Genomic DNA, 25,558 nt, shown 5'->3' with positions numbered 1-25,558 from the left:
GCCCGCATGACCCAGGATCTGAAAACCGGCGGCGCGCAAGGATATTTGCGCATCGCCACCGAGGAAGCCTTTGCCACCCAGGAACAGGTCGATGCCTATCTGCGCATGATCCGCGATGGCGAGGCGGACAAGGGCATGGTCTCGCTTTGGGGGTTTTACGCCCAATCGCCGTCGGAGCGCGCGGTGCAGATCATGGAGCGCCTGCTCGACCTGGGCGAGCGGCGCATTGCCGACATGGACGCGACCGGCATCGACAAGGCGATCCTGGCGCTGACCTCGCCCGGGGTGCAGCCGCTGACCAACCTCGACGAAGCCAAGGCGATTGCCACCCGCGCCAACGATCGGCTGGCGAGCGCCTGTGAAGCCTATCCCGACCGCTTCATCGGGCTTGGCACCGTGGCCCCGCAGGACCCGGAATGGTCTGCCCGCGAAATCCATCGCGGCGCCAAGGAACTGGGCTTCAAGGGCATCCAGATCAACAGCCACACGCAAGGGCGCTATCTCGACGAGGAATTCTTCGATCCGATCTTCCGCGCGTTGGTCGAGGTCGACCAGCCGCTCTATATCCACCCCTGCACGCCACCCGATGCGATGATCGGGCCGATGCTGGAGGCCGGGCTGGATGGCGCCATCTTTGGCTTTGGCGTGGAAACCGGCATGCACCTGCTGCGGCTCATCACGATCGGCATCTTTGACAAGTATCCCAGCTTGCAGATCATGGTCGGCCATATGGGCGAGGCGCTCCCCTATTGGCTCTATCGCCTTGATTTCATGCACCAGGCCGGCGTGCGGTCACAGCGCTATGCCCGGATGAAGCCGCTCAAGAAGACCATTGCCGAATACCTGCGCTCCAACGTGCTGGTGACCAATTCCGGCATGGCGTGGGAGCCGGCGATCAAGTTCTGCCAGGAGGTGATGGGCGCGGACCGCGTGATGTATGCGATGGACTATCCCTATCAGTACGTTGCTGATGAAGTGCGCGCGATGGACGCCATGGACATGACGCCCGAAACCAAGAAGAAGTTCTTCCAGACCAACGCGGAACGCTGGTTCAAGCTGTAATCTTGTCGATCACGCAGGCCGAAGGAGAATGAGCATGTACGCTGTTGCGGGTGCATCGGGCCAACTGGGGCGTCTGGTGCTGGCTGAACTGGTGGCCAAGGTGGGCGCTGGCAATGTCGTGGCGCTGGCGCGCGATTCGGCCAAGCTGGAAGGCAGCGGCGTGGCCGTGCGCGTGGCCGATTACGACAAGCCCGAAACGCTGGCGCCGGCGCTGTCCGGGGTGGAGCGGCTGCTGCTGATCTCGGGCAATGCCGTGGGCGCACGCGTGCCGCAGCACGCCGCCGTGATCGACGCGGCCAAGGCGGCCGGGGTTGGGTTGATCGCCTATACCTCGATCCTCCATGCCGATACCTCGACCATCGGCCTGGCGCAGGAGCATCGCGAGACCGAGGCGCTGCTGCGCGCCAGCGGCGTGCCTTTCGTGCTGCTGCGCAATGGCTGGTACAACGAAAACTACACCGGCGCCCTGGCGCCGGCGATTGCCCACGGCGCCATTCTGGGCGCGGCCGGGCAGGGCCGCATCGCCAGCGCCACCCGGGCCGATTATGCCGCGGCTGCGGCCCAGGCGCTGATCGGCGCCAAGGGCGGCGAAGTCTATGAATTGGCGGGCGATACCGCCTTTACCATGGCGGAATTCGCGGCCGAAGTGGCGCGGCAGGCGGGCAAGCCGGTGGCCTATGTCGATATGTCCAAGGCCGATTATGCCGCCGCGCTCGAAGGGGTGGGATTGCCTGGCTTCCTGGCGCAGATGCTGGCCAATTCCAGCTTTGAATCGAGCAAGGACCAACTGTTTGACGACAGCCGCACGTTGAGCGCGCTGATCGGCCGGCCCACCACACCGATCGCCCAGACCATCGCTGCGGCATTGGCCTGAGCATGACAGAGAGCAATAGCGCAGCCGGCCCATCGCGCACGATCGCGCGCGGGGGCTGGTATGCCCTGGTGCTGGTGGCGCTGACCAATGCGATGAGCCTGCTCGATCGCCAGATCCTGGCGATCCTGGCCCCGGCGATCAAGCACGACCTGGGCGTGGGCGATGCCGAGATGGGGCTGCTCTATGGCACTGTCTTTGCGCTGTTCTATGCCTTGTTCTCGCTGCCGGTAGGGCGCCTGGCCGATGGCTGGACGCGCACCCGGCTGCTGGGCATCAGCCTGGTGCTGTGGTCGGCGGCGACCGGGCTGGGGGGCCTGGCCACCAGTTTTGGCCTGCTGGCGCTGTCTAGGCTGGGCGTGGGCATTGGCGAGGCGGCTACCCAGCCGGCGGGCACGTCGCTGATCTATGATTTCTGGCCCAAGCACCGGCGCGGTTTCGTCATGGCGGTGATGGCCTCGGCGATTGCGCTGGGGCTGGGCGGCTCGTTGATTCTGGGTGGCGTTGCCGCGCAAGCCTGGACCGAGCATTGGGCGGGGGGCAGCGCGCCGCTCGGCCTCAAAGGCTGGCAGTTTGCGTTTCTGGTGGCGGCGGCGCCTGGTTTCGTCCTTGCCGCATTCGTCGGCACCATGAAGGAACCGGCACGCGGGGCGATGGATGGCATACCCGCGCCGGTCGATCCGCATCCGTTTCGCGCCAGTATCGCGCTGCTCGGTGGGGTGACGCCGGGGTTGCACTGGATCGCCATGGCGCTGCGCCGCGCCAAGGCTGCGGCTTTTGCCACCAACCTGGCGGCGCTGGCCGGGATCGCGGCGGTCATGGCCGTGCTGGCGGTGATCTGCCGGGGCCTGTCGGCCCGGCCGCCGCTGCCGCTGGGGCCGATCACGGTCGATGCGCATAGCCTGCAATGGGGCGTGATCGGTTTTGGCCTGTTCGTGCTGGTCAACCTGATGCAGCGCATGCGCGCCGATGATGCCCAGGCCTTTCGCGTGATTGCCGGATCGCCCACGCTGATCATGGCGATCGCGGTGGGCACACTGCAATCGGCGATCAACTATGGGATGATGGCGTTCAACCCCAGCTTCCTGATCAAGACCTATCACCTTTCGATGAAGGACACCGCGCTGCAGTTCGGGCTGCTGTCGGCGGCGATGGGCATTATCGGCCCGCTGATCTGGGGGCCGCTGGCCGATCTGCTGCACCGCCGCCTGCCGTCTTCGGGCCGGGCGCTGGTGGCGTTGTTTGCCATGGGGGTTTCGCCGCTGCTGTCGTTCTGGACGTACCTTTCGCCCGATCCGACCACGTTCTATTGGCACTTTGCGATCTACAGCCTGGTGCTGACCGGGTGGATGCCACCGCTCTATGCCATCATGTATGACCAGGTGCTGCCGCGCATGCGGGGGATCACTGCCAGCCTCTATCTGCTGACGATGACCATCGTGGGCATGGGCATCGGCCCCTATGCCGTGGGCCTGATTTCCGATGCCACGGGCAACCTGACCCACGCCATGCTGACGATGAATGCCGTGGCCATTCCCATCGTGGTCCTGATGCTGCTGATCGCGCGGCGTAGCGCGCGGGACGAGGCGGGGTTGCGCGCGCGGGCGTAAGACCTGAAGCGTCGGTGCTGTACCTCCACCACCCCCCGACCCCCTCCTCTGAAGAGGAGGGGGAGTTAAGGTATTGATGGAAAAGCTCCCTCCTCTTCAGAGGAGGGGGTTGGGGGTGGTGGAAACCACAAGCAACCTTACAGTACGCGCCACACCCACAGCTTGATGCCCAGGGGATAGCGCGCGCCGCTGCACACGAAGATCGACCGGTTCATCCATTCATACTTGCCCACCGGCGCGATGAATTCGGGCACGGTGCGGAAATAGTATTCGGCCGGATCGACTTCCTCGCCGGCGGCAAGCCGGGCCATGACATCGGGCGGGCCGTGGCGCAGGCCCTTGTTGCGGATCTGGATCAGCACGCCATCGTCGGTTTCGATCGCATAGAGCGCATCGGCCACGGTTACCCCGTCGGCGCGGGTGAGCTGCCAATCGGCGGAATTGCCGACCAGTTGTCCCTGGATCAGCGGCCCTTCAACCCGCCCTCCGCCGACGATGGGAATGATGCGGCGGGTGCCGTCATAGGTCTGGCCGATCTGGCGCGGCGGCTCCAGGTCGCCGCTCGCCTCATAGACGAATTCCAGTTCGGGCTTGATCATGCATGCTCTCCCATCGGCCAGATCGTTATGCGTCATAGCATGGTGCGGTCATGCCGCCAGGCCGATGTCGGCCGCATCGGCCCAGTTGCCGTGCAGGCCAAAGCGCAGGCGAATGGGGATGTGCACGGTGGCAAGCGGCCCCTGGGCGATCGCCTGCGCATCGAAGATCAACAGGTCGCTGCGGGCCTCTTCCAGGCGGTTGCACACCTGCACGATCCAGCCATCGCCTTCGGGCGCGTCCTTGCTGCGCGGGATGAAGCACGGCTCTTGCAGGCTGCTGACCGGGCCGCACCACCAGTGCTGTTCTTCGCCAGTGGCAAAGTTCTTGTGGAACAGGCAGTTCATCAACAACCCGCCGGCGCTGCCGCCGCGCAGCTCGACCGGGCGCTGCATGTCCATTTCCAGGAACCAGCCGTGGTGCGTGTGCTGCCCGGCAAAGCGATCGTCGATGCGCGGAAATTCGCAGGCGGTGTTCGACAGGCGCTCGATCGCGGTAAAGGCATCGCCGTTGCTGGCCATGTCCACCACCCAATCGGTGGGATAGCTCATCGCCTCGCGCCCGTTGAACGGGGCGCCGTGCACATCGGGGAAGAACGGGAACATGTTGTTCTTCGCCTCGCAGGTGACGAAGTGGATCTTGCTGCCCTCTTGCCAGGCGTTGAGCACGTGGCTGGCAAAGCAGTTGTCGCGTGTGAACCAGCGAATGTCTTCCTGGGTCACGCCATCGCGCCGGGGGATCACGCCCAGGTGAACGGGCTTGGTGGTGTCAAAGCCGAAGTGCGGCAGGCCCGCCTCCAGCCGCTCCCAACTGCCGATCGAGGGCACGATGTGCAGCAGCAGATAGTCTTGCGTGATGCCGAAGTCGTGCATCATGCAGTAATAGGGCACCTTGAACCACACCTCGCGCACCAGTTCGCCGGTCGGACTTACTTCCATATAGGTCACGTCATCGCTGCACAGGCCGCTGGCGGCATAGCCGATCGCCACCATGTTGCCGGTGGCCGGATCGACCTTGGGATGAGCGGTAAAGGTCTGGCCGGTCATGCGACCACCGAACTTTTCAAAGCCGATGGTTTCCATGCTGGCCGGGTCCATCAGCAGGGCGGGGCTGTCTTCCTTCATTGCCCACAGCTTGCCGGCGTGGATGAAGGCATTGGTATTGGCGGTGGAGCGGATCTGCCCTTGCACGCTCTCGTCATCGGTCAGCGGGTTGCGATAGGCGCCGAACAGGCCCTTGCCGGCGGCCTTTTCCAGTTTCCACTTGTCGGTGTGGGCCCAGCGCTGGCGGAAATCCACCTGCCCATCGTGGATGTGGAACCGGGTGATCATGCCATCGCCGTTGAAGGCAATATCGTCACCCAGGCGCGGGGGGAATTGCGGGTCTGGCTGAACGCGGTAAAACGCCCCGTTCAGTTCGCGGGGAATTTCACCATCGTGGGCCAGGTCGGCAATGTCGGCCTCGACCCGCGACGGGGTGTTGAAGCCGGTAAAGCTGGGCGAGGCGGGAAAGTGAGACACTGGCATCCTCCTGCTAGTTTTGTATGGTTGGCTAACAATTGCGCTTATCTGATGCGCAAGGCAATGGGGAGCAGGCATTGATCAAGGACAAGTTTGCCGATGTGGTGACCCCGCCACCGGGCGAAGAGGCCGATATCGGCGAAATCAACGGCATCCTGGGCTTCCATATCCGCCTGGCCCATGGCGCCTGCCTGCGCCATTTTACCGAGACCTTCACCGAGCTGGACCTGACGCAGAAGCAGGTTTCGGTGCTGTGGCTGGTCGACGATCACCCCGGCATTGCCCAGACCGACCTGGCTCAGCGCCTGCGGATGGACCGTGCCACCACCATGGCGATCATCAACCGCCTTCAGGCCAAGCACTATCTGCGGCGCGACCGATCGGCTGAAGACGGGCGCAAGCAGGCGCTGTTCCTGGAACCTGAAGGCCAGGCCATGCTTTCGCGCGCCAAGTTCGCGATTGGCGAGCACGAGGCCTGGGTGAAGCGCCACTTCTCCGACAAGGAAGTGAAACTGCTGCTGGAATTGCTGGCGCGCATTCACGAGTAGCCAGATCGCTCCGGCATGTTATAAACCATAGCAATAACGCGTCAGCCGGGCGCGGACGGGAGAGATACGATGTTGCACGATCCGCGCGAGGTGATTCGCCAATCCCCGATGGGAGCGCGGCAATGGATCGCCGTGGCGCTGATGATCGCCCTCAACGCGCTCGATGGGTTCGACGTGCTGTCGAGCGCCTTTGCCGCGCCGGGCATTTCCAAGGAATGGGGCATCGGGCGCGATGCGCTGGGCGTGGTCCTGTCGATGGAACTGATCGGGATGGGCTTTGGCTCGATCCTGCTGGGCGGCGCGGCAGACCGGTTCGGCCGGCGTCCCACCGTATTGGGCTGCCTGGTGGTGATGGCGATCGGGATGGGCTTGGCCACGACGGCGGCCAATCCCTACACGCTGGGCTTGTGGCGCCTGCTCACCGGTTTGGGCATCGGCGGCATGCTGGCGGCGATCAACGCGGTGACGGCCGAGATCTGTAGCAACAAGGGCCGCAGCTTGGCGATGTCGTTGATGGTGATCGGCTATCCCATCGGCGCCACGGTGGGAGGCACGATCGCGGCGCTGCTGCTGAAAAGCGGCGATTGGCGCGTGGTATTCGAATTCGGCGCCATCGCCACGCTAGTGTTCATCCCGCTGGTGTTCTTCCTGGTGCCGGAAACCCCGGCGTGGTTCTTGGTCAGCCGCCCGGCTGATGCCCTGGCGCGGGCCAACCGCTCGCTCGCCGCGCTACGCCTGCCGGCAGCGCAGGGCCTACCGCCGGTGGAACCCGGTGCGCCGCGGGCCAGCCTGCTCGATATCCTGCGGCCCGGCCTGGTCGGCACAACGTTGCTGCTGACGCTGGGCTATTCGCTGCATTGCATCACGTTCTACTACATCCTCAAGTGGAGCCCCAAGATCGTGGCCGATTTCGGCTATACCCAGCCGCAGGCGGCCAGCGTGCTGGTGTGGGCCAACATCGGTGGTGCGATCGGTGGCGGGATGTTCGGCTTCCTGATGCACCGCTTTGGCATCAAGTGGCCCACGATCGCCATGCTGGTGGCCGGCACCGTGGCGGTGTCGCTGTTCGGGCTGGGGGCGCAGAGCCTGGCCGGTTGGCGCCTGGCCGTGTTCTTCACCGGGTTCACTACCAATGCCGCGATCGTCGGGTTCTATTCCGCCTTTGCCCACGGCTTTCCGGCCAAGGTGCGCGCCACCGGCACTGGCTTTGCCATCGGTGCGGGCCGCATCGGTGCGGCCGGTTCGCCGATCCTGGCGGGCGAGTTGTTCCACACCGCCGGCCTGCCGCTGCTGACCGTGTCGGTCATCATGGCGTTGGGGTCGCTTGGCGCGGCCGCCACTTTGCTGGCGCTGCGGCTGCGCGCGGCGGATTGATGGGAGTGAGCGCGCGGGCGTGGCACCCGGGGTGCCGCGCCTGCCGTGTTCAGCCCAGGATACCCGGCCCCAGAAGGGTGAGAATCTTCACGTCCACCGCCATGCCCTCGGCCCGGCGCGCGGCGATATAGTCGGCCATGCCATCCAGCGGCACGTGGTGCACGGTAATGCCTTCGCCCTCCACCCCGCCGCCGGCCGAAACGCGCGCCAGGCCATGGGCGCGGAACAGGGTGAAGCTTTCCGAGACCATGCCGGGGCTGGACCAGAACTCGCCCAGCGGTTCCATGCGCGTGGCGCGATAGCCGGTTTCCTCTTCTAGTTCACGCAGGGCGGCCAAGCCAGCATCTTCGCCGGCGCTGCTGTCATCGTCGCCGATCAGGCCGGCGGGCAATTCGATGCACGGGCGGCCCAGCGGCACGCGGAACTGTTCGACCAGGATAACCTCGCGCGCGTCGGTGATCGCCAGGATCACGGCGGCGCGAATGTTGCGCGCCCGGCCGACATATTCCCAGCGGCCGCGCGTTTTTGCGGTGATGAAGCGGCCTTCCCAGCGGGTTTCTTCGGGATTGTCGCGGTATTCGTCTTCAAGACTCATAGCAGGATAGGTCCGTCGGGCAGTTCATTGTGATCGTGCGCCCGCGCCGGAGAGGCTTGGCGCAGCACGGCGCCGATCTGGGCGAGGGCGGCCTCCATGCCTTCGGCGAGGTGCCCTTCGCGCAAGGGGCCGAGCAGCGCGGCCATCGCCTCGCCCCAGACATCGGGACTGACGCGATCGGCGATGGCGCTGTCGGCAATGATCTCGGCCTTGCGTTCGGCCAGCGAGACATAGAGCACCACGCCGGTGCGCCCGGTGGTGCGGCTTTCCGCGCTCAGGCGGAAGGCAGTCAGCGCGCGGGCATGGACCCGCGCCCGCTTGATCGGCGTCGGGGTGAGCCACAGGCGCAATGCGCGCCATTGCAGCAGCGCCAGCATGGCGGTGAACTTGAGAAGGGCGACGCTCAGCGCCAGGCCGAAATAGGCCCGGGCGGTCCATTGCGTGGCCCACAGGCCCAGCACGCGATCGACCAGCGCGACATAGAATGCCGGGGCTGTTTCCAGCGCGGCGAGGGCGAGGAACGCGATGAACACCGCCCAGGCTAGCGCAACATCGGCATAGGGATCGGACGCCGGCGTGATCACCGGGACGATCTCGCCCGCGGTTTCGGCCTCGGCCCGGGCCACGGCTGCGGCAATGCGGGCCTGTTCCGCCTCGGTCAGGATCATGTCACCAACTCCCCGAGGCGCCACCGCCGCCAAAGCTGCCACCGCCGCCGGAAAATCCGCCGCCACCGCCGCCGCCCCAGTCGGAGCCGCCGCCCCCGCCACCACCGCCCCAGCCACCGCTGGGGAAGATGAACACGCCCGGACCGCCACCGCCATAGCGGCGACCGCCGCCGCGCATGGCGCGGATGAACGGCAGGACGAAGAACAGGCCGAAGATCACCAGGAATACCACGGTGCCGGCATCGAAATGCGGTTCGCGCGCCTGTTTCTGCGCCTGCTCGGCCTTCGCCGCTACCTGGCGGGCCTGGTCTTCGGGCAGCTTGAGCTGGGCGATCAACTGATCGGTGGCGGCGTTGATGCCGCCGGCATAATCGCCGGCCTTGAAGCGGGGCACGATCTCGCGCTGGATGATGATTTCAGACAAGGCATCGGTCAGGATACCCTCCAGGCCATAGCCGACCTCGATCCGCACCTTGCGCTCTTTGGGGGCAACCAGCAGAATCGCGCCGTCGTTGCGCTGCTTGTCACCCAGACCCCAGGCGCGGCCCAGGCGATAGCCATAGTCTTCTATCTCGTACCCTTGAAGATCGGGCACGGTGGCCACTACCAGCTGGCGCTGGGATTGCTGTTCCAGCGCGGCCAGCTTGGCATCGAGGGCCTGGACCTGCTGCGGGTTGAGCAGATGAGCATCATCCACCACGCGCCCGGTGAGTTGCGGGAACGTCTGCGCCCAGGCTGGCGTGGCGAAGATCGCCAGCACCAGCAGGGCAAGGGCGGCCAGCCGCTGCGCCGCGCTCTGTTTCATCGGCTTAATTGAAATTGACCTTGGGCGCGGTATCGGCGCCCGGCGTCGTCGCCTGGAACGGCACCATCGGCTTGGCACCATAGATCACCTTGGCCCCGATCACTGCCGGGAACGTGCGGATCGTGGTGTTGTAGGACTGTACCGCGTCGTTGTAATCGCGGCGGGCCACGGCGATACGGTTTTCCGTACCTTCCAGTTGGCTTTGCAGGGCCAGGAAGTTTTCGTTCGACTTGAGGTCGGGATAGGCTTCGACATTGGCCATCAGCCGGCCCAGGCCCTGCGACAGCTGGCCCTGGGCGTTCTGGTAGGCGGCCACCTTGGCCGGATCGGTAAGATCGGCGGCGGTGATCTGGACCGAGGTGGCCTTGGCGCGGGCCTCGGTCACCTTGACCAGGGTATCCTGTTCCTGCTTGGCATAGCCTTTGACCGTGGCAACCAGGTTGGGCACCAGATCGGCGCGGCGCTGGTACTGGTTCTGCACTTCGGCCCACTTGGCCTTGGCGTTTTCCTCGGCCGTGGGGATCGTGTTGACGCCGCAGCCGGCAAGGCTGCCGGCCGCCACGGCGACCAAGGCAAAGCGGGGCAGGAAGCGGTTGAAAGCGCGGGACATGGATCGATCCTCGTTGCAGATGCGCAAGAGACATAGCGCGGCATGGTTGCGGATCAAGGGCAGTGCCTTGTCGTTGATCGAACTGTAAACGATTTGCCTGCGCGCTTGCCGCCGGCTGGCGGTGGTGGCAATCATTTGCGATTGTGTGGTTAAGAAGGGGAAATGCGCCGTGGCCATTCTCGAAGAGTTCAAGACGTTCATCGCGCGTGGCAACGTGCTCGACCTGGCGGTCGGTGTGATCATCGGCGGTGCCTTTGGCAAGATCGTCACCTCGCTGACCGAAAGCGTGATCATGCCGGTGGTCGGCTTTGTTACGGGCGGCGTGGATTTCACCAAGTACTTCGTGCGGCTGGGGCCGATTCCGGCCAGCTTCAAGGGCGATCCGGAAAACTATGCCCAGCTCAAGACGGCGGGCGTGCCGATGATCGGCTATGGCGATTTCATCACCCAGGCGGTGAACTTCCTGATCGTGGCGTTCATCATCTTCCTGATCGTGAAGGCGGCCAATTCGCTGATCCGCAAGGAAGAAGCCAAGCCCGCCGCGCCCAAGGGGCCGAGCGAGGTGGACCTGCTGATCGAGATCAGGGACGCGCTCAAGGCTAAGGATTGACGCTGGCTGGCGCGCGCCATCTCATGCTCCCCTCCTCTTCAGAGGAGGGGCTGGGGGTGGTGCGAAGCCTTGCGCTATCTTTCCACCACCCCCCGACCCCCTCCTCTGAAGAGGAGGGGGAGAGAATGCGGCTGATCCTGGCGCAATTTTTTGCACAGGCTGCGCCGGGCACAGCACCCCCTTTCCATCGCCGCAGGAATCCCTATATGGGGTCGTGCCGGGTTTGACCCGGCTATGGCGATAAACTGCGGCGTGCAATAGACGCAGCGGACCCGGGGGCGGTACCCGGCGGCTCCACCACCTCTCTCGTTCCGGCTCTTGGGCCAGGCGGGAAAGATGACGGGGCCGAACTAGGATCGACGTGTGTTGAAAAGCGTTGTTTTCGCCCGGGCTGAGTAACCCGTTCAAGGCTCAAAACCAACAAGTGCCAACGACAACGAAGCACTTGCTCTCGCCGCGTAACCTGACGGCCTAACGGCCTGATCTTACAAAGCGAAAGCGCGGCTGGACACGCCGGTCAACAGAAGTGATACCAGCGGCCCGGGGGGTGCCGGGCAACAGAAATCCCCCCACCTCTCTCCGTTTTCCAGCGTACAGCGGCAGCCCCGCACCGGCCTCAGGCCGGCACGCTTTCGGCTGCGCATTCGGCGGCTGCTTCGCTTTCCTGCCGGCGCGCCTGGCTCACCACCCGCGCCTTTTCGCGCCAGCCGGGCCGGGCATAGGCGATCGCCGCCATGGCCACGGCCGCGAGCGAGCCAACCGGGAAGGCGAGCCACAGCGCATCGGCGCCAAGCGTGGGATAGGCGAAGGAATAGAATCCCAGTCGCGCCGGGAACATGGCGATGGCCAGCACGATGAGGGGCGCAATCACCACGCCGCCCGCGCGCATCGTGCCGAACAGCATGATCGTCATGCCAAACAGGATATAGCTCCAGCTGGCGAGCAACTGGATATGGCGCGCCATGTCTACCGCCGGGCTGGTCGAGCCCAGGAACAGCACCAGGACCGGGCGGTCGAACGCCAGCAGCAGCGCGGTCATCAGGCCGGTCACGGCGAAATTGAGGATCAGGCCGGCGCGCGTGATCCGCCCCAGCCGATCGATCAGGCCGGCGCCGATCGCCTGCGCGGCCATGGCGCTGAGCGCGGCGGAAATGGCCATGGCCGGCATCTGCAGATAGGTCCACACCTGCAACGAGGCGCCATAGGCGGCGCTGACGATCGAGCCTTCGCGGTTGACCAGGCCGAGCATGATGATGCCCGCACCCGACACGATCAGCATTTGCGCGCCCATCGGCAGGCCCTTGGTAACGATATAGCGCAGCTCGTCCATGCGCGGCACCAGATAGCCCAGTTCCGCCCCGCGCAGGCGCAGCGGCAGGTTGCGGGCATAGGCATAGATCACCAGCACCAGCATCGAGACGTAGGACGAGATCGCCGTGGCCAGCGCCGATCCGGCGATGCCGAGCGCCGGGATCGGCCCCAGTCCGGCGATGAACACCGGGTTGAGCCCGCAATCGAGCACCACCGAGACGATCATGAAATAGAGGCTGGTCTTGGCGTCGCCCGCGCCGCGCAGGCCCATCGAGATCATCACCGAGATCATCGTTGCCGGCAGCGCCACGAAGATCACGCGCAGATATGCCAGGGCAAAGCCGAAGATATCGGCCGGGGTCGACATGATGCGCAGCAGCGCCGGGGCGGAGATCCAGCCCACGGTGGCCACGATCATCGCCAGCCCCACGCAGAAGCCCACTGCCGTGCCGAACGTGCGCCGCGCGGCATCGACATTGCCCGCACCGAACGACTGGCCGACCTTGACCGTGGCGGCCATGCCAAACCCGAACACGGCGGCAAAGACCAGGAACATCACCACGTTGGCATTGGCCGTGGCCGCAAGCGCCGAATCGCCCAGCAGGCGCCCGACCCAGATCGCGTTGATCGACCCGTTGAGCGATTGCAGGATATTGCCCACCAGCGTGGGCATCGAAAACAGCAGCAGCGTTTTCAGGATCGGCCCGCGCGTGAGATCGCGCGCGCCGGGCCCGCCGGGGGCGGTGTTGCCTTGCGGTCTGGCCATGTGCCTTATTCCTTGCCGCGCAGGGCAGCCAGCGCGGCGAACGGCCCGCTGGCATCGTCTCCGGCGAGGTTGTGTTCGGCCCGGGCCTTGTCGGCGAGGGGGCCTTCGGCAAAGGGATCGATCGCCAGCGCGAGGCTTTGCGCCACCGCTTCGCCCAGGTCGAACGTCAGCCCGGTGTAGGGGATTTCGTCGCAATCGTCGGCAGACAGCTCGATCTCTTCATCCGGTTCGGCCGCGATCTGCGTTTCGGGCACGAAGCGCAGGTGCAGCGGCTCGTCGATCTTGACCGGGAAATCCTCGCCGGAAATGGCGCAGGCCTGGATGATCGCGGCGGTCAGGCGGCCATCGGCGCGCACCACCGGGCCATCGGCGGTCAGCTTGACCTGTGCGCGCGCGGCATCGATCGCGGTAATGCCAAAGCGGCCGGCCAGGCGCCGGCGCGCATCGGCATCGGGTTCCAGCACCAGGGGCGCGTCGCCGATCTGGCGCAGATCGACGATGTAGGAATATTCGGGGGTATCGCTCATCGTCCAATCTCCGCAGCCAGGACCCGGTCTGCCGGCGCCAGCGCCAGGCCGGCGGCAAAGGCGCGTGCACGGCGGGCCAGGGGCAGGGCGTCTGTGCCCTCGGTCAATGTCATGTTGCGGGCAAGCGCGGCGGCAAAGGCGTCTTCACCGGCTTCCAGCCCATCGCGGTAGGCGCCCAGGCGGCCGCCCAGCGTGCTCATCAGCTTGCCCACATGCTTGCCCACCACCAGATCGCCCACGCCGCTTTCGCGCAGCTGGCCGTCCATGTCTTCCACGAACAGTTCGGTCAACCACACCGATGCCGGGATCAGACCGGGATCGCGTTCCATGCGCACCAGCACGATGCTGAGCACCAGGGTGATCATGTCGAACCGCCCGGCCACGGTATCGGCCACGCCGCAATCGGCATACCATTCCTTTTCGCGCGCGATTTCCACCACGCGGTGCCACAGCGGGCGGGCGGCATCGCGATCATCGCGGGTCTGGCCCAGCAGACGGGCAAGAAGGGACATGGGGCGGGCATCCTTTGCAAGCGTGGCGGCAGCGCCGGGGCGCGGCCAATTTCAACCGGACGGCGCAAACCGGCACGCCGCCATTGCGGACAACCCGTTTCGCCCCTAAGGCTTGCGCGGATATAGGGCGCTGTGGCGCGAAGGCAAAGTGTGCCTTTGTGCGTGGTGCCAGTGGGGATCGGGCCCATCAGACAGCCCGCATGTCCCGCAAGGGTCGAATTTGGAGTGATCGAATGCGCGAGAATCGGATGGCCCTGAACGGTGCGGCGCTGGCCAAGGCCACGGTGCTGGCTGGGCTGGTCGTGCTGGTCAGCGGCTGCGCCAGCATCCGCGACCATCGCGGGTTCCAGATGGACAAGGCGCTGACCGATTCGGTGCAGCCGGGCGTGGACAACCGCATGTCGGTGGAACGCGCGCTGGGCCAGGCCACGTTCAAGAGCCAGTTCGGCCCGCAGAGCTGGTACTACGTGTCGATCGATACCCGCCAGAAGCCGTTCAAGCGCCCGCGCACCAGCAGCGAGCAGGTGCTCAAGGTCAATTTCGATCCCGCCGGCAACGTCAGCACGATCGACCGCGTCACGCTGACCCGCGTGCCCACGATCCATCCGGTGCGCGAAGCGACGCCGACGCTGGGCCGCAACCGCAGCTTCTTCCAGGATCTGTTCGGCAATATCGGCTCGGTCGGCGCCATGCCGGGCGGCACCACCGGCCAGGGTCGTGGCCCGGCCGGCTCGGGCCCGAACGGCAGCTGAGCCAGGGCGGCGGCTTGAAAGCCATGCCGGCGATCCCATATCGCCGGCATGGACGATAGCAAGGCGAGCCACGGCCTGGTCCAGTGGCACGGCACCACGATCATCGGGGTGAAGAAGAACGGCCGTACCGTGATTGCGGGTGACGGCCAGGTTTCCATGGGCAACACGGTGATGAAGCCGAATGCGCGCAAGGTGCGGCGCATCGGCGATGGATCGGTGATCGCCGGCTTTGCCGGGGCCACGGCCGATGCCTTTACCCTGTTCGAGCGGCTGGAGCGCAAGCTGGAGCAGCACCGCGGCCAGCTGATGCGCGCGGCGGTGGAACTGGCCAAGGACTGGCGCACCGACAAATACCTGCGCAATCTGGAAGCACTGATGATCGTGGCCGATGCCAGCACGCTGCTGGTCTTGACCGGCAACGGCGATGTGCTGGAACCCGAAGGCGGGATTACCGCGATCGGATCGGGTGGCAACTATGCCCTGGCCGCCGCGCGGGCGGTGGATGCCTATGAAGACGATCCCGAGAAGATCGCCCGCCGCGCCATGCAGGTGGCGGCCGAAATCTGCGTGTTCACCAATGACCGCGTGACGCTGGAAGAAATCTGATGCTCGACAGTCTGACCCCCAAGGCCATCGTCCGCGCGCTGGACGAACATATCGTTGGCCAGGCCGATGCCAAGCGCGCCGTCGCCGTGGCCCTGCGCAACCGCTGGCGCCGGCAGCGCCTCTCGCCCGATCTGCGCGACGAGGTGAGCCCCAAGAACATCCTGATGATCGGGCCGACCGGCTGCGGCAAGACCGAGATCAGCCGCCGTCTGGCCCGCCTGGCCGATGCGCCGTTCGTGAAAGTGGAAGCGACCAAGTTCACCGAAGTGGGCTATGTCGGCCGCGACGTGGAGCAGATCGCCCGCGACCTGGCCGAAGAAGCGATCCGCCTGGAAAAGGACCGCCGCCGCGAAGCCGTACGCGAGGCGGCCAGCAAGGCAGCGATGGACCGCCTGCTCAAGGCCCTGGTGGGCGATGGTGCCAGCGAAGCGACGCGCGAAAGCTTTCGCCAACGCCTGAGCGAAGGCGCGATGAACGACGTGGAAGTGGAAATCGAGGTGGAGGATGCCCCCGCCGCCCCGATGGAAATTCCCGGGCTTGGCGGCAACGTTGGCATGATCAACCTGTCGGACATGATGGGCAAGGCGTTTGGCCGCCAGCCTTTGAAGCGCCGCAAGATGCGCGTGGCCGATGCCTGGGACAAGCTGGTGGACGAAGAGTCCGAAAAGCGCATGGACCAGGATGACGTGGCGCGCGTGGCCCTGCAGAACGCGGAAACCAACGGCATCGTGTTCATCGACGAGATCGACAAGATCGCCGTGTCCGACGTGCGCGGCGGCAGTGTCAGTCGCGAAGGCGTGCAGCGCGATCTGCTGCCGCTGATCGAGGGCACGACGGTGGCGACCAAGTATGGTCCGATGAAGACCGACCATGTGCTGTTCATCGCCTCGGGCGCGTTTCACGTGGCCAAGCCTTCGGACATGCTGCCCGAATTGCAGGGCCGCCTGCCGATCCGCGTCGAGCTGAAGGCGCTGAGCGAGGATGACTTCGTGCGCATCCTGGCTGAAACCCGCGCCAACCTGGTGGAACAGTATCGCGCCTTGCTCGGCACCGAGCAGGTCACGCTCGATTTCACGCCCGAAGCGGTGCGCGCGATTGCCCGCACCGCCGCGCAAGTGAACGAGAGCGTGGAGAACATCGGCGCCCGGCGGCTGCAGACGGTGATGGAAAAGCTGCTGGAAGAAGTGAGCTTTGACGCAGAGGATCGCGTCGGCACCACGGTGACGGTGGATGAGGCCTATGTCGCTGATCGTCTGGCCGGCCTGGCCGGCAATGCGGATCTGTCGAAGTATATCCTGTAACGGCGTGGGGGCGGTGGGTTAGTGACCTGCCGCCCCAGCCTCGTTTTTCACCAGCGTGTCGGGGCCGCCGAACACCCGCAGCGGATGGCGCAGGGCCAGGAGCAGGACGCCGGCAATCGCCGGGATCGCTGCCGTCACGAGCCAGAACACCGGCGCGCTGACCTGGGTGTACCATCCGCCCATCGGCCCGCTGATCAGGCTGGCCACCGCCACCGAAAGCATTTCCACCCCGATCAGCGTCCCGCGCCAGCGTTCCGGCGCGCGGGTGGCGAAATAGGCGTGCATCACCGGGGCAAAGAACATCGCGCCCAGGTTTGAGAGCAGGTGAAACGCCACTGGCAGCCAGATCGGCCCGCGCGTGGTTGTGGGCGAGAGGGCAAGCAGGAGCGTGGAGGCGGCAAAGATCAGGCAGCCAGTAGCCAGCTTGGTCAGGCTGTCAGGTTCGGCCTTGCGCGTGGCCTGCCAGCGCCACAGCAGGATCAGCAGCGGCGCCTCCACCGCCGGAGCCAGCCCGTCAAGCGATTGCAGCCAGGGGATCGGCACGGCAAACGTGCCCACGGTCATGGCGATATGGTCGCGCACCCACAGGCTATAGACGTTCCACACCTGCGCCTGCGCGGTCCAGAATGCCACGCTGAACGGCCAGACCATGACGAGCAGCCAGACATTGCGCTTTTCCGGCCCGGTGAGCGGCACCGCCGGGCCGCCCTGGCGCGGCGGCACCTGCGGCGGCAGGTGCCGCGATCCGGCCAGATACCAGATCAGGCCGGCCAGCATGCCCATGCCCGCCACGGCAAAGCCGGCGTGCCAGCCATAGTACTTGGCCATCGTGCCGCTGGCGATCGGGGCAATGAACGCACCCACATTGATGCAGAACGTATAGACCTGGAAGGCATCGCCCAGCCGCCGGTCGCCCGCCGCATAGAGCGCGCGGATCTGCGGCATCAGGTTGCCGCGCAGCAGGCCCGCGCCGATCACCAGCAGGACCAGCGCCAGCAGGAACGTGGCGTCGAACGCCATGGCGAAATGCCCGGCGGTCATCGTCAGGGCGCCCAGGCTGACCGCGGCACGGCGGGTCATCACCTTGTCGCCGATCCAGCCGCCGACCAGCGGCAGGAACGTGATCGCCGAAAAATAGAGCGCGAAGGTTTGCGTGGCCAATTGCGTCACGCTCATCGGGCCGAACACATGCTCGAGGCCCGCGCGATAGCTGGCAAAGCCGACGACATGCTCCACCCGCCCGGGCATCAGCAGTTCGCCGGTCATGTAGAGCACCAGCATGGCGACCATGCCGTGCCAGGAAATACGGTCCCACAACTCGGTCCCTGCCAGCACCCACAGCCCGCGCGGGTGATCGAGCCAGTTGCGCTTTGTGGCTTCGGGTGAAGGAATGGCTTCCGGACTGGTGATGGGCTCCATGGTTGCCGGTGGTGCCGCCAAACACGCGGGCTGGCAAGCGGCGGCGGCCGTGGTAAAACCCGGCCATGCACGAAACGCCCGACAACCGCCCGATCTATCGCCTGCTCACCGGCAAGGACGACCGCGCCTTTTGCGAGCGCGTGTCAGAGGCCCTGGCCCAGGGCTGGCGCCTCTATGGCTCACCGTCGATGACCTATGACGGCGGCATGGACTGCATCAAGGTGGCGCAGGCCGTGGTGTGGCACGGGGCCGATGTGGTGAAGTGACGGATTCGCTTGAGGTAAAAGAAAACTTTGTAAAATCAGCTTCATACCCCCCCTCCTCTTTAGAGGAGGGGCTGGGGGTGGTGCGAAGCCTTGCGCTGCGCATCCACCACCCCCCGACCCCCTCCTCTGAAGAGGAGGGGGAGAAAAGAGCCTTACTCTGCCGCCTCGCCCAGTTCCTCGCTTTCGGCGGCCTGGCGCGCCCACATTTCGGCGTAGAGCCCGGCGCGGCGCAGCAGATCGGCGTGGCTGCCCTGTTCGGCCAGGCGGCCCTGGTCGATCACCAGGATCGTGTCGCTATCGGCGATGGTCGACAGGCGGTGTGCGATCGACAGCGTGGTGCGATTGGTGGCTACGTCGCGCAGCGTGCCGAGGATATCCTGTTCGGTGCGGGTATCGAGCGCGCTGGTCGCTTCATCGAACAGCAGGATCGGCGGATTTTTCACCAAAGTGCGGGCGATCGCCACGCGCTGCTTTTCCCCGCCTGACAGCTTGAGCCCGCGTTCACCCACCTCGGTATCCAGCCCCTGGGGCAGGCGGGCGATGAAATCGCCGATCGCCGCACCGCGCGCCGCTGCGGCCACATCATCGGGCGTGGCGCCTTCGCGGCCATAGGCGATGTTGTAGCCGATGGTATCGTTGAACAGCACCGAATCCTGCGGCACGATGCCGATCGCCGCGCGCAAGCTGGCCTGCGTGACCGTGGCGATATCCTGCCCATCGATCAGGATGCGGCCCGACAGCGGATCGTAAAAGCGGAACAGCAGGCGGCCGATAGTGGACTTGCCCGCGCCCGAAGGCCCGACGATGGCCACGCGGCTGCCGGCCGGAACTTCGAACGAGAGGCCATGCAGGATGGTGCGATCGGGATCATAGCCGAACACGACATTGTCGAACGTGAGCGATGGCCGGCGCACGACCAGTGCCGGGGCGCCGGGCTTGTCGGCCACTTCCACGTCGGTATCGATCAGTCGGAACATCTCGGCCATGTCGATCAGCCCCTGGCGGATCGTGCGATAGACCATGCCCAGCATGTCGAGCGGGCGGAACAACTGCGTCAGGTAGGTCTGCACGAACACCAGCTGGCCGGCGGTGAACTGGCCATGCCACCAGCCCCACACGGTGTAGGCCAGCGCACCGGCCATCAGCAGGTTGACCACCAGCGCCTGCGCGATGTTGAGCAGGCCAAGGCTGTTTTCGCTGGCAACGGCCGCATCGGCATAGGCGCGCGCGGCCTGGCCATAGCGGGCTTCCTCGCGCTTTTCGGCGCCGAAATACTTGACCGTTTCGTAGTTGAGCAGCGAATCCACCGCGCGCGACAGCGCCTGCCCATCGAGCCGGTTCATCCGCTCGCGCAAGTGGCTGCGCCATTCGGTGATCGTGCGCGTGACCCAGATATAGGCCGCCACCGCCACTGCCGTTGCCGCCACCAGGCCCCAGCCAAAGGTGATCCAGAAAATCACCGCGACAACGATCAGTTGCAGGATTGTGGGGGCGATGTTGAACAGCATGAAATAGAGCATCGTATCGATGCTCTTGGTGCCGCGCTCGATCGTCTTGGTCACCTCGCCGGTGCGCCGCGCCAGGTGAAAGCGCAGCGACAGGCGGTGCAACTGAGCAAAGACATGCTCTGCCAGCGAACGCGTGGCATCCTGGCCCACGCGTTCGAACACGATATTGCGCAGGTTGTCGAACGCCACCCCGGCAAAGCGCCCGGCGGCGTAGCCCAGCACCGTCCACATGGCCAACATGCCCAGGCGCGGCCCGGACGTGTTCATGGCGTCGACCGCCCATTTCAGCAGATAGGGCAGGTAAAGCTGCACCCCGGTGGAGGCCAGGATGAACACGCACGCCACCACGATGCGCCAGCGCAGGCCGGGATTATCGGCCGGCCAGAGATAGGGAAGAAAGCGCTTGAGCGTGTGCCAGCCATCGTGACGGGCACCGGGGGCATTTGGTTTTTCGGGCGGCATCGCCTTCACATAGGCATTTTGCCGGCAGATGCCACCTGCTGTTTGTCCGCCAGATCAGCGTGCCGCTCAGCGTGCCGCCAGTGCCTGTGGCGCGGCTGGCGTGAAATCGAACATCACCCTGCGCCGGGCAAAATCGATCCCCACCTTCTGGAAAGCGCTCAAATCGCGCATGCCCAGCAAAAGAGCGGGGCGGCGGCTGAGCTTGAGGTGTGCAAAGGCGGGGGCATCGGCAAACGCGAAGGTCAGGTTGCGGATATCCATGCCGCCGATCCGCATCACGCGCGCCTGGCCGACGTCGGCCGTGATGACCTGTCCGGTCACCGCGATCAGGCGGGCCTGTTGCTCGCCCTGCCGGCGGTTGAGCGCGCGCTGCAGGGCGCGGTTGCCGATCGAGGTATCCGATCCGGTATCGATCATCACATCGGTGCGCACGCCATCGACCATGGCTTCGGTCATGATCAACTGACCCGAACGGCGGCGCGCGGTAACGACGATGTCATAGCTGTCGGCATGCGGCGCATCGGGCGCGGCATTGCCGATCATCATGCGGTGCGCGGCAAAATCGATCGTCACGCGCTGGTCCTGCAGCCCATCGAGGCCGACAATGCCCTCAGCCTCCAGGTCGTGCCCGTCCACCAACGGTGCTTCCAGCCCGGAAAAGCGCCGGGTGCCAAGCGACATTTCGGCTACGGTGACCAGGTCCACGTCTTCCAGGCCAGCGACGCTCACCAGCGTCGCCCGGCCACTGGGCGCCAGGCCGAGCACCTGTGCTGTCTGCCGCGTCAGCACTGTGCGTTCCGCGCCGGTATCGACCATGAAGGCAAAGGGCCCGGCACTGCCGATCGTGACCGGCACGGTCAGCCGAGTGCGGGCATCCTGGCCCAGGTGGATCTCTTCCATCGGGGGCAGGCCATCGCCCGTGGCAGGTTTCGGTGCGGCAAGCAGGGGCGCCGCAGTCAGCGGGGTGGTTTGCGCAGGTTGCGCGGACACCGGCAGGGCCGCCGCCATCAAGGCGAGCGGGCCGAGCGTGCCGGCAACCTTTTGGGCCAGCATCAACATCGTCAGGTTCCTCTCCGCCCAGCAGGTTACGCCTGCTTGGACGGCAGCGCCATTGCTATTTTCAACTGCGCAGGCCCGGATCGAACGGAAACGGGATATTCACCACCGTATCACGGCGAAACCGGTTGCTTTCGCCAAGGCATCGCCGCGACGATTTCACCCAGGAGGCCCAGCACTTCGTCAAGCAGGGGGTGGCGCGTCAACCGCATGACGACAAGCCAGCACAGGATGCCTGCTGCCACCATGGCAAAGACCTGGCCCAAACCGCACGCGCCTGGCCCGGCCCATAGCGCATAGCTTGCCAGCAGCGGCGCCACTGCCGCTGCCGTCACGGCCAGGCTCTGGCCATAGATGCGCGCCAGGCTCGACCACGAAAAATCCAGCATCGCGCGCATGAACGGGGCATAGATCACCATCCAGATCAGCCCATGGACAAAGCGCGAGATGGCCACCGCCACCAGGCCAAAGGGCGCTGCGGCGATGATCAGGCCCACCGACAGCACGGTTTCCACGATGTTGCGGTGGATCAGCCCGCGCTTGCGCCCCAGCAGCAGCGGCAGATCGGCATTGAGCGGCAGCGAGATATAGCACAGCTGCGCCAGCGCCACCCACAGCAGCAGCGGCGCAGCAGCCAGCCAGCGCTCGCCATAGAGCGCCTGGATCAGCGGCTGCGCCAGCGTGGCGATGCCGGCCATGGCCGGCCAGGTAACCCCGGTATAGGCGGCGACCACGCGCAGATAGGGCGGCCCCAGCGGATCGCCCTGGTCGCGCACCCGGCGGAACGCGGGATAGAACACGCCGGTCACCGCGCCCGCCACCAGCATGCGCAGTTGCAGGGCCAGGCCCGAAGCGCGCGCGAACAGGCCCACGGCGGTGTTGTCGATCAGCCGCCCGATCACCAGTTCGGGCGCCCGCGCCGTGATGGAATAGCAGGTGGACAGCACCGAATTGGTGCCGCCCAGTTCCAGCACCGGCCGTGCCCCCTTCAGCCGCAGCGGCCAGGGCACCATCACGCCGGCGCGCCACTGGCTCACCACCAGGCGCGCGCCCTGCTGGGCAAAGGCGCCCCAGGCCAGCGCCAGCGCGCCATGGCCGAGCACCGCGAGCGTCACCGCCGTGGCCGCGTTGGCGATCGACGATCCCACCTCGATCATGGTGTTGGACTTGTAGTCCATGCGGCGCTGGCAGGTCGCCTGCGGCACGATCGACAAGGGCACCAAGAGATAGGACGATGCCACCACCAGCAGCACCGGCAAGAGTGCGGGATCGTTGTAGAAGCGCGCCACCGGCACGGCGCTGGCCAGCGCCAGCAGTGCGATGCCCCAGGCAAACACCACCGAGATGGTAAACGCGGTCTGCAGCTTTTCCGGCGTGAGGTCGCGCTCGCCGTTGACATAGCGCGCCACCCCGAAGTCCTGCAGGAACGCCACGATCGTGACCGCGGCAAAGGCGATCGAAAACAGCCCGAGCTGCGCCGGCGTGATGAACCACCGGGCCAGAACCACGCTGGTGGCGAACTGAATGGCGAAAGAGGCGTATTGCGACACCAACGCCCAGGCCGCTGCCGTGCGCACCGACATTTCGGGCGCCGGGCTGCCGGTTGCCGGATGGGGCCGGCGGGGCGTGTCGCGCGTCGCCGTCATGCTGCTTGCCGCGCCAGGGCGATCGCAGTCTGCATGGCGCGCAGCGGATGCCCGGCTTTAAGCAGGCGGATCGCGGTGCGCCACAACCGTGCCCTGGGGGCGCCATCGGCGATATGGCCCAACAGCACGGGCCAGGCCTCGCTTGCCAGGCGATCGGGCGCATAGAGCAGGCGATCGATCATCCGCTGCCGCACATAGGCCGCGCTGCCTGCGCCAAACATGCCATCCAGCATGTCGAGAGTGGGTAGGGCGGAAAGCTGCGCGGTCGGGTCGCTTCCGGTTCGCGCCCGCGCACCATGGGCCAGCCAGGCAATCGCGGCATTGCGCGCCTGGGCCACGACATGGCGCGAACTCACCTGGCCGGGCGTGATGCGATAGGCGAGCAGGCATTCCGCCAGGTTGGCCATGCGCGTCTCGCTCGCCAGGCGCAGCCACAGGTCATAGTCTTCCGCGTGGATAAACGCCTCGCGATAGCCGCCCGCCGCGCGCACCAGATCGGTGCGCACCATGACGGCGCTGTGGCACAGGATCGGTCCATGCTCCAGCGCGGCCAGAATGGCGCCATGATCGTGCGGGCGCTGGATCGGCGGGTTTGGCGCCGGGGCGCCGGTCTCGTCGATGAACGTGGTTTCGCAGGCGACCAGCCCGTGGTCGGGATGCTCTGCCAGGAACGCCACCTGACGCGCCAGGCGTTCCGGCATGCAGATATCGTCGGCATCGAAGCGGGCGACCAGCGGGGCGCGGGCCTGCGCGAACAACTGGTTGAGGCTGCGCACCAGGCCCTGGCGCGGCATCGCGATCGGCCGCACGCGCGGATCGCGCGCAGCATAGGCCTGGGCAATCGCCAGGCTATCGTCGGTCGATCCATCGTCGAGGATCAGGAATTCGAAATCGCCAAAGGTCTGCGCCAGCACGCTTTCGATCGCCGGGCCCAAGGTTTGCGCCGCGTTGTACACGCTGGTGGCCACGGTGACGGCCGGTGCGGAAGAGGGGGAGGCAGGAATAGCGGACATCTTTGCAAAAGGAGTAGGGGATGGGGGGCAAGCGGGCCGGGCATGGTCACTGCTCGCTATCGAGATAGCTGGGAGACGCTGCGCCGCGCGTGCCACCACGGCGATGGGCGCGGCGGCGCCAGCGCAGCATAGGCGCGGCCAGCCCCGGCAACCAGTGCCACAGCGCTAGGGCCAGCTGCCACATCGGGCCACCCATATGCCCATTCAGCCGCGTGCCGATCTGGCGCAGGTCCGCCAGGCCCGAACGCGCCTGGCCGGCGACGATGCGATCGATGGCTTCCTCGAATGCCAATGCATCGCGCGTGTCGTTCATCAAGCGCTCGACCGTGGCAATGTCCGGCGCGCCAGGTGGCAGGCTGGCGCGGGCCTTGCTCTGCACTTTCAGGCTCCCGCGCAGCAGGCGCAGCGCCTGGGCCGATGCGGAACCGGCGCGAACGCGGTATTCGCACAGCACCGCGTCGACATAATGCGCTTCGCCGCCCAGCGCCATGAGCCGCACCCACAGGTCGAGATCTTCGGCATGGGTCATGGTTTCGTCAAAGCCACCCACGGCCAGGCAATCGGCGCGGCGAAAGACCGAGCCGATATAGACGTTAAACGACCGGTCGAGCACGCCGAGCCAGGTGCCGCGCGTGTTCTGGAGATGCTCGACGCAATAACGCTCTCCTGCCACGGCGCCAAACATGCGGGCGTTGCAAGTGACCAGGCGCAGCGCGGGATCGGCCTCCAGCAACGGCACCATGGTCGCAAGGTAGGCTGGGCGAAACAGGTCATCGCCATCGAGCAGCGCGATCAGAGGCGCCGTGCTTTGCGCGATGGCGGCATTGCGCGCGGCCGAAACGCCGTGGTTCGCGGTCTGGCACAGACGAATACGCGGATCGGACCGGAACGGCGCGAGCGCACTGGCCACCGCCGGATCGCCATCATCCACCACGATCGCTTCCCACGCGGTCATGTCCTGGCGCTGCAGCGATGTCAGTGCCTCGCCCAGGAACGCCGCCACGCCAAAGCCCGGCACGATCACGCTGACGCGCGCGGGCGTGCCATCAGGCGGAAGAGGCGGGGCGAGTGGGGCGACCATTGATGCGGGCTTATTCCGTGCGGGTTTAAGGATTGGCTTACAATGGCCCAAAGAATCAGGAGAATCACGGAATGTCGGCGCCATCTGGCCACAAGGGCAGGCTAACGCGATCGAGGGGCACCAACGTGCGTGACAAAACGCGTTATTTTCCAACGGGTTCCAAAGATTTTGAAACAAAATTGCAAAACGTCGTTGACGCCTGTGCCACCCGTCCATATATGCCGCTTCACCGATGCGGTGCAGCCGGTTTTTCCGGCGGCTTGGTTGTCTCCAGGTTATGCTGAATTGGTCGCCAGATAGCTACGGACGGCTTAGATTTCCGGTGAGAACCGGGGATTGATTGTTGTCCGGGTTTTGTTGTCTGGGCTGGTCTTTGACATTGTTGATTAGATGAAGGGACATGTGGGCGACGGCGCCTGGTGTCGGGGGTCTTTGGGCTCCGACGTCCAGTTTAAAGCAAGC

The 25,558-nt window shown here is 65.8% G+C and carries 25 protein-coding genes and 1 other RNA gene; 11 read left to right on the top strand and 15 right to left on the bottom strand.

Features of this window, described 5'->3' with window-relative positions; all coding sequences use genetic code 11:
- The first annotated feature begins 6 nt into the window (after window positions 1-6).
- Genes C8K14_RS12790 through C8K14_RS12780 form a run of 3 tightly spaced genes read left to right on the top strand, consistent with a single transcriptional unit; the run spans window position 7 to window position 3,543 of the window.
- The gene (locus tag C8K14_RS12790; RefSeq protein ID WP_107716944.1) at window positions 7-1,062 is read left to right on the top strand and encodes an amidohydrolase family protein; all 1,056 of its coding nucleotides are present in this window, start codon (window positions 7-9) and stop codon (window positions 1,060-1,062) included.
- A 34-nt stretch (window positions 1,063-1,096) separates the two neighbouring features.
- Window positions 1,097-1,936: an NAD(P)H-binding protein gene (locus tag C8K14_RS12785; RefSeq protein WP_107716943.1), complete on the top strand. Its 840-nt coding sequence runs from the start codon at window positions 1,097-1,099 to the stop codon at window positions 1,934-1,936.
- Window positions 1,937-1,938: 2 nt separating this feature from the next.
- On the top strand, window positions 1,939-3,543 hold the full coding sequence (locus tag C8K14_RS12780; protein WP_107716942.1) for an MFS transporter: 1,605 nt from the start codon (window positions 1,939-1,941) through the stop codon (window positions 3,541-3,543).
- A gap of 137 nt (window positions 3,544-3,680) precedes the next feature.
- On the opposite strand, the gene C8K14_RS12775 is transcribed toward C8K14_RS12780, so the two are convergent.
- Together C8K14_RS12775 and C8K14_RS12770 are read right to left on the bottom strand one after the other, a co-directional pair.
- Window positions 3,681-4,142 (bottom strand): DUF3237 domain-containing protein, encoded by a 462-nt coding sequence (locus C8K14_RS12775; RefSeq protein WP_107716941.1) that lies wholly within the window; start codon window positions 4,140-4,142, stop codon window positions 3,681-3,683.
- Between the two features lie 48 nt (window positions 4,143-4,190).
- The gene (locus tag C8K14_RS12770) at window positions 4,191-5,660 is read right to left on the bottom strand and encodes a carotenoid oxygenase family protein (protein ID WP_107717026.1); all 1,470 of its coding nucleotides are present in this window, start codon (window positions 5,658-5,660) and stop codon (window positions 4,191-4,193) included.
- A 77-nt stretch (window positions 5,661-5,737) separates the two neighbouring features.
- Here C8K14_RS12770 and C8K14_RS12765 point away from each other — a divergent pair, with 77 nt between their 5' ends.
- Window positions 5,738-6,208, top strand: coding sequence for a MarR family winged helix-turn-helix transcriptional regulator (locus C8K14_RS12765; RefSeq protein WP_022676914.1), 471 nt, complete (start codon window positions 5,738-5,740; stop codon window positions 6,206-6,208).
- Window positions 6,209-6,277: 69 nt separating this feature from the next.
- Complete coding sequence (locus tag C8K14_RS12760; protein WP_166643357.1) at window positions 6,278-7,582, top strand: MFS transporter; 1,305 nt, start codon at window positions 6,278-6,280, stop codon at window positions 7,580-7,582.
- A gap of 49 nt (window positions 7,583-7,631) precedes the next feature.
- On the opposite strand, the gene C8K14_RS12755 is transcribed toward C8K14_RS12760, so the two are convergent.
- Genes C8K14_RS12755 through C8K14_RS12740 form a run of 4 tightly spaced genes read right to left on the bottom strand, consistent with a single transcriptional unit; the run spans window position 7,632 to window position 10,260 of the window.
- Window positions 7,632-8,177, bottom strand: coding sequence for an NUDIX hydrolase (locus C8K14_RS12755; RefSeq protein ID WP_107716940.1), 546 nt, complete (start codon window positions 8,175-8,177; stop codon window positions 7,632-7,634).
- Window positions 8,174-8,845: a TPM domain-containing protein gene (locus C8K14_RS12750; protein WP_107716939.1), complete on the bottom strand. Its 672-nt coding sequence runs from the start codon at window positions 8,843-8,845 to the stop codon at window positions 8,174-8,176. The genes C8K14_RS12755 and C8K14_RS12750 overlap by 4 nt, the downstream gene beginning before the upstream one ends.
- 1 nt (window position 8,846) lies before the next feature.
- Window positions 8,847-9,650, bottom strand: coding sequence for a YgcG family protein (locus C8K14_RS12745; protein WP_062788304.1), 804 nt, complete (start codon window positions 9,648-9,650; stop codon window positions 8,847-8,849).
- Between the two features lie 4 nt (window positions 9,651-9,654).
- Entirely contained in the window at window positions 9,655-10,260 is a 606-nt protein-coding gene (locus C8K14_RS12740) for a LemA family protein (protein ID WP_043609664.1), read from the bottom strand.
- 169 nt (window positions 10,261-10,429) lie between these two features.
- On the opposite strand from C8K14_RS12740, the gene mscL reads away from it, so the two are divergent.
- Window positions 10,430-10,870 carry a large conductance mechanosensitive channel protein MscL gene (mscL, locus tag C8K14_RS12735; RefSeq protein ID WP_062788302.1) on the top strand — a complete coding sequence of 147 codons (441 nt, stop codon included), beginning with the start codon at window positions 10,430-10,432 and terminating at the stop codon, window positions 10,868-10,870.
- 177 nt (window positions 10,871-11,047) lie between these two features.
- Window positions 11,048-11,444: a transfer-messenger RNA gene (gene ssrA, locus C8K14_RS12730) on the top strand.
- Between the two features lie 42 nt (window positions 11,445-11,486).
- Here ssrA and C8K14_RS12725 read toward each other — a convergent pair.
- From C8K14_RS12725 to C8K14_RS12715, 3 genes are read right to left on the bottom strand one after another with little or no spacing between them, the layout of a single operon-like run.
- On the bottom strand, window positions 11,487-12,947 hold the full coding sequence (locus tag C8K14_RS12725) for an MATE family efflux transporter (protein ID WP_107716938.1): 1,461 nt from the start codon (window positions 12,945-12,947) through the stop codon (window positions 11,487-11,489).
- Window positions 12,948-12,952: 5 nt separating this feature from the next.
- On the bottom strand, window positions 12,953-13,474 hold the full coding sequence (locus C8K14_RS12720) for a DUF177 domain-containing protein (protein WP_107716937.1): 522 nt from the start codon (window positions 13,472-13,474) through the stop codon (window positions 12,953-12,955).
- Window positions 13,471-13,986: a ubiquinol-cytochrome C chaperone family protein gene (locus C8K14_RS12715; RefSeq protein ID WP_107716936.1), complete on the bottom strand. Its 516-nt coding sequence runs from the start codon at window positions 13,984-13,986 to the stop codon at window positions 13,471-13,473. The genes C8K14_RS12720 and C8K14_RS12715 overlap by 4 nt, the downstream gene beginning before the upstream one ends.
- 233 nt (window positions 13,987-14,219) lie before the next feature.
- On the opposite strand from C8K14_RS12715, the gene C8K14_RS12710 reads away from it, so the two are divergent.
- The 3 genes from C8K14_RS12710 to hslU are packed head-to-tail and all read left to right on the top strand — an operon-like array spanning window position 14,220 to window position 16,645.
- Complete coding sequence (locus C8K14_RS12710; RefSeq protein WP_107716935.1) at window positions 14,220-14,738, top strand: outer membrane protein assembly factor BamE; 519 nt, start codon at window positions 14,220-14,222, stop codon at window positions 14,736-14,738.
- 48 nt (window positions 14,739-14,786) lie between these two features.
- Complete coding sequence (gene hslV / locus C8K14_RS12705) at window positions 14,787-15,344, top strand: ATP-dependent protease subunit HslV (RefSeq protein ID WP_022676924.1); 558 nt, start codon at window positions 14,787-14,789, stop codon at window positions 15,342-15,344.
- Complete coding sequence (hslU, locus tag C8K14_RS12700; protein WP_022676925.1) at window positions 15,344-16,645, top strand: ATP-dependent protease ATPase subunit HslU; 1,302 nt, start codon at window positions 15,344-15,346, stop codon at window positions 16,643-16,645. Before hslV ends, hslU begins: the two co-directional genes overlap by 1 nt.
- An 18-nt stretch (window positions 16,646-16,663) precedes the next feature.
- Here the strand turns inward: hslU and C8K14_RS12695 are convergent, their stop codons facing one another.
- Window positions 16,664-18,064, bottom strand: a complete 1,401-nt coding sequence (locus C8K14_RS12695; protein WP_107716934.1) for a peptide MFS transporter — start codon at window positions 18,062-18,064, stop codon at window positions 16,664-16,666.
- Between the two features lie 65 nt (window positions 18,065-18,129).
- Here C8K14_RS12695 and C8K14_RS12690 point away from each other — a divergent pair, with 65 nt between their 5' ends.
- The gene (locus C8K14_RS12690; protein ID WP_062788295.1) at window positions 18,130-18,330 is read left to right on the top strand and encodes a DUF1737 domain-containing protein; all 201 of its coding nucleotides are present in this window, start codon (window positions 18,130-18,132) and stop codon (window positions 18,328-18,330) included.
- Between the two features lie 152 nt (window positions 18,331-18,482).
- On the opposite strand, the gene C8K14_RS12685 is transcribed toward C8K14_RS12690, so the two are convergent.
- The 5 genes from C8K14_RS12685 to C8K14_RS12665 all read right to left on the bottom strand — a co-directional run bounded on the left by C8K14_RS12685 (window position 18,483) and on the right by C8K14_RS12665 (window position 25,096).
- Window positions 18,483-20,300 (bottom strand): ABC transporter ATP-binding protein/permease, encoded by a 1,818-nt coding sequence (locus tag C8K14_RS12685; protein ID WP_054132681.1) that lies wholly within the window; start codon window positions 20,298-20,300, stop codon window positions 18,483-18,485.
- A 66-nt stretch (window positions 20,301-20,366) separates the two neighbouring features.
- Window positions 20,367-21,359 carry an aspartyl protease family protein gene (locus C8K14_RS12680; RefSeq protein WP_233251070.1) on the bottom strand — a complete coding sequence of 331 codons (993 nt, stop codon included), beginning with the start codon at window positions 21,357-21,359 and terminating at the stop codon, window positions 20,367-20,369.
- A gap of 110 nt (window positions 21,360-21,469) precedes the next feature.
- Window positions 21,470-23,002 (bottom strand): lipopolysaccharide biosynthesis protein, encoded by a 1,533-nt coding sequence (locus C8K14_RS12675; protein WP_107716933.1) that lies wholly within the window; start codon window positions 23,000-23,002, stop codon window positions 21,470-21,472.
- A complete protein-coding gene (locus tag C8K14_RS12670; protein ID WP_107716932.1) occupies window positions 22,999-24,015 on the bottom strand; it encodes a glycosyltransferase family A protein in 1,017 nt (338 codons plus the stop codon). The genes C8K14_RS12675 and C8K14_RS12670 overlap by 4 nt, the downstream gene beginning before the upstream one ends.
- A 46-nt stretch (window positions 24,016-24,061) precedes the next feature.
- Entirely contained in the window at window positions 24,062-25,096 is a 1,035-nt protein-coding gene (locus tag C8K14_RS12665; protein WP_158271911.1) for a glycosyltransferase family A protein, read from the bottom strand.
- Window positions 25,097-25,558 lie beyond the last annotated feature (462 nt).

The sequence above is a fragment of the Novosphingobium sp. GV079 genome (assembly GCF_003058045.1).
Taxonomy (GTDB): Bacteria; Pseudomonadota; Alphaproteobacteria; order Sphingomonadales; family Sphingomonadaceae; genus Novosphingobium; species Novosphingobium capsulatum.
This window is presented reverse-complemented; position numbering and strand designations above follow the sequence as displayed.

What these genes read in the sequence shown, in the direction of transcription:
- C8K14_RS12790 (WP_107716944.1), top strand. Translation starts at nt 7, where the DNA reads ATGACCCAGGATCTGAAAACCGGCGGCGCGCAAGGATATTTGCGCATC.
- C8K14_RS12785 (WP_107716943.1), top strand. Translation starts at nt 1,097, where the DNA reads ATGTACGCTGTTGCGGGTGCATCGGGCCAACTGGGGCGTCTGGTGCTG.
- C8K14_RS12780 (WP_107716942.1), top strand. Translation starts at nt 1,939, where the DNA reads ATGACAGAGAGCAATAGCGCAGCCGGCCCATCGCGCACGATCGCGCGC.
- C8K14_RS12775 (WP_107716941.1), bottom strand. Translation starts at nt 4,142, where the DNA reads ATGATCAAGCCCGAACTGGAATTCGTCTATGAGGCGAGCGGCGACCTG.
- C8K14_RS12760 (WP_166643357.1), top strand. Translation starts at nt 6,278, where the DNA reads ATGTTGCACGATCCGCGCGAGGTGATTCGCCAATCCCCGATGGGAGCG.
- C8K14_RS12755 (WP_107716940.1), bottom strand. Translation starts at nt 8,177, where the DNA reads ATGAGTCTTGAAGACGAATACCGCGACAATCCCGAAGAAACCCGCTGG.
- C8K14_RS12750 (WP_107716939.1), bottom strand. Translation starts at nt 8,845, where the DNA reads ATGATCCTGACCGAGGCGGAACAGGCCCGCATTGCCGCAGCCGTGGCC.
- C8K14_RS12745 (WP_062788304.1), bottom strand. Translation starts at nt 9,650, where the DNA reads ATGAAACAGAGCGCGGCGCAGCGGCTGGCCGCCCTTGCCCTGCTGGTG.
- C8K14_RS12740 (WP_043609664.1), bottom strand. Translation starts at nt 10,260, where the DNA reads ATGTCCCGCGCTTTCAACCGCTTCCTGCCCCGCTTTGCCTTGGTCGCC.
- C8K14_RS12725 (WP_107716938.1), bottom strand. Translation starts at nt 12,947, where the DNA reads ATGGCCAGACCGCAAGGCAACACCGCCCCCGGCGGGCCCGGCGCGCGC.
- C8K14_RS12720 (WP_107716937.1), bottom strand. Translation starts at nt 13,474, where the DNA reads ATGAGCGATACCCCCGAATATTCCTACATCGTCGATCTGCGCCAGATC.
- C8K14_RS12715 (WP_107716936.1), bottom strand. Translation starts at nt 13,986, where the DNA reads ATGTCCCTTCTTGCCCGTCTGCTGGGCCAGACCCGCGATGATCGCGAT.
- C8K14_RS12710 (WP_107716935.1), top strand. Translation starts at nt 14,220, where the DNA reads ATGCGCGAGAATCGGATGGCCCTGAACGGTGCGGCGCTGGCCAAGGCC.
- hslV (WP_022676924.1), top strand. Translation starts at nt 14,787, where the DNA reads ATGGACGATAGCAAGGCGAGCCACGGCCTGGTCCAGTGGCACGGCACC.
- hslU (WP_022676925.1), top strand. Translation starts at nt 15,344, where the DNA reads ATGCTCGACAGTCTGACCCCCAAGGCCATCGTCCGCGCGCTGGACGAA.
- C8K14_RS12695 (WP_107716934.1), bottom strand. Translation starts at nt 18,064, where the DNA reads ATGGAGCCCATCACCAGTCCGGAAGCCATTCCTTCACCCGAAGCCACA.
- C8K14_RS12690 (WP_062788295.1), top strand. Translation starts at nt 18,130, where the DNA reads ATGCACGAAACGCCCGACAACCGCCCGATCTATCGCCTGCTCACCGGC.
- C8K14_RS12685 (WP_054132681.1), bottom strand. Translation starts at nt 20,300, where the DNA reads ATGCCGCCCGAAAAACCAAATGCCCCCGGTGCCCGTCACGATGGCTGG.
- C8K14_RS12680 (WP_233251070.1), bottom strand. Translation starts at nt 21,359, where the DNA reads ATGTTGATGCTGGCCCAAAAGGTTGCCGGCACGCTCGGCCCGCTCGCC.
- C8K14_RS12675 (WP_107716933.1), bottom strand. Translation starts at nt 23,002, where the DNA reads ATGACGGCGACGCGCGACACGCCCCGCCGGCCCCATCCGGCAACCGGC.
- C8K14_RS12670 (WP_107716932.1), bottom strand. Translation starts at nt 24,015, where the DNA reads ATGTCCGCTATTCCTGCCTCCCCCTCTTCCGCACCGGCCGTCACCGTG.
- C8K14_RS12665 (WP_158271911.1), bottom strand. Translation starts at nt 25,096, where the DNA reads ATGGTCGCCCCACTCGCCCCGCCTCTTCCGCCTGATGGCACGCCCGCG.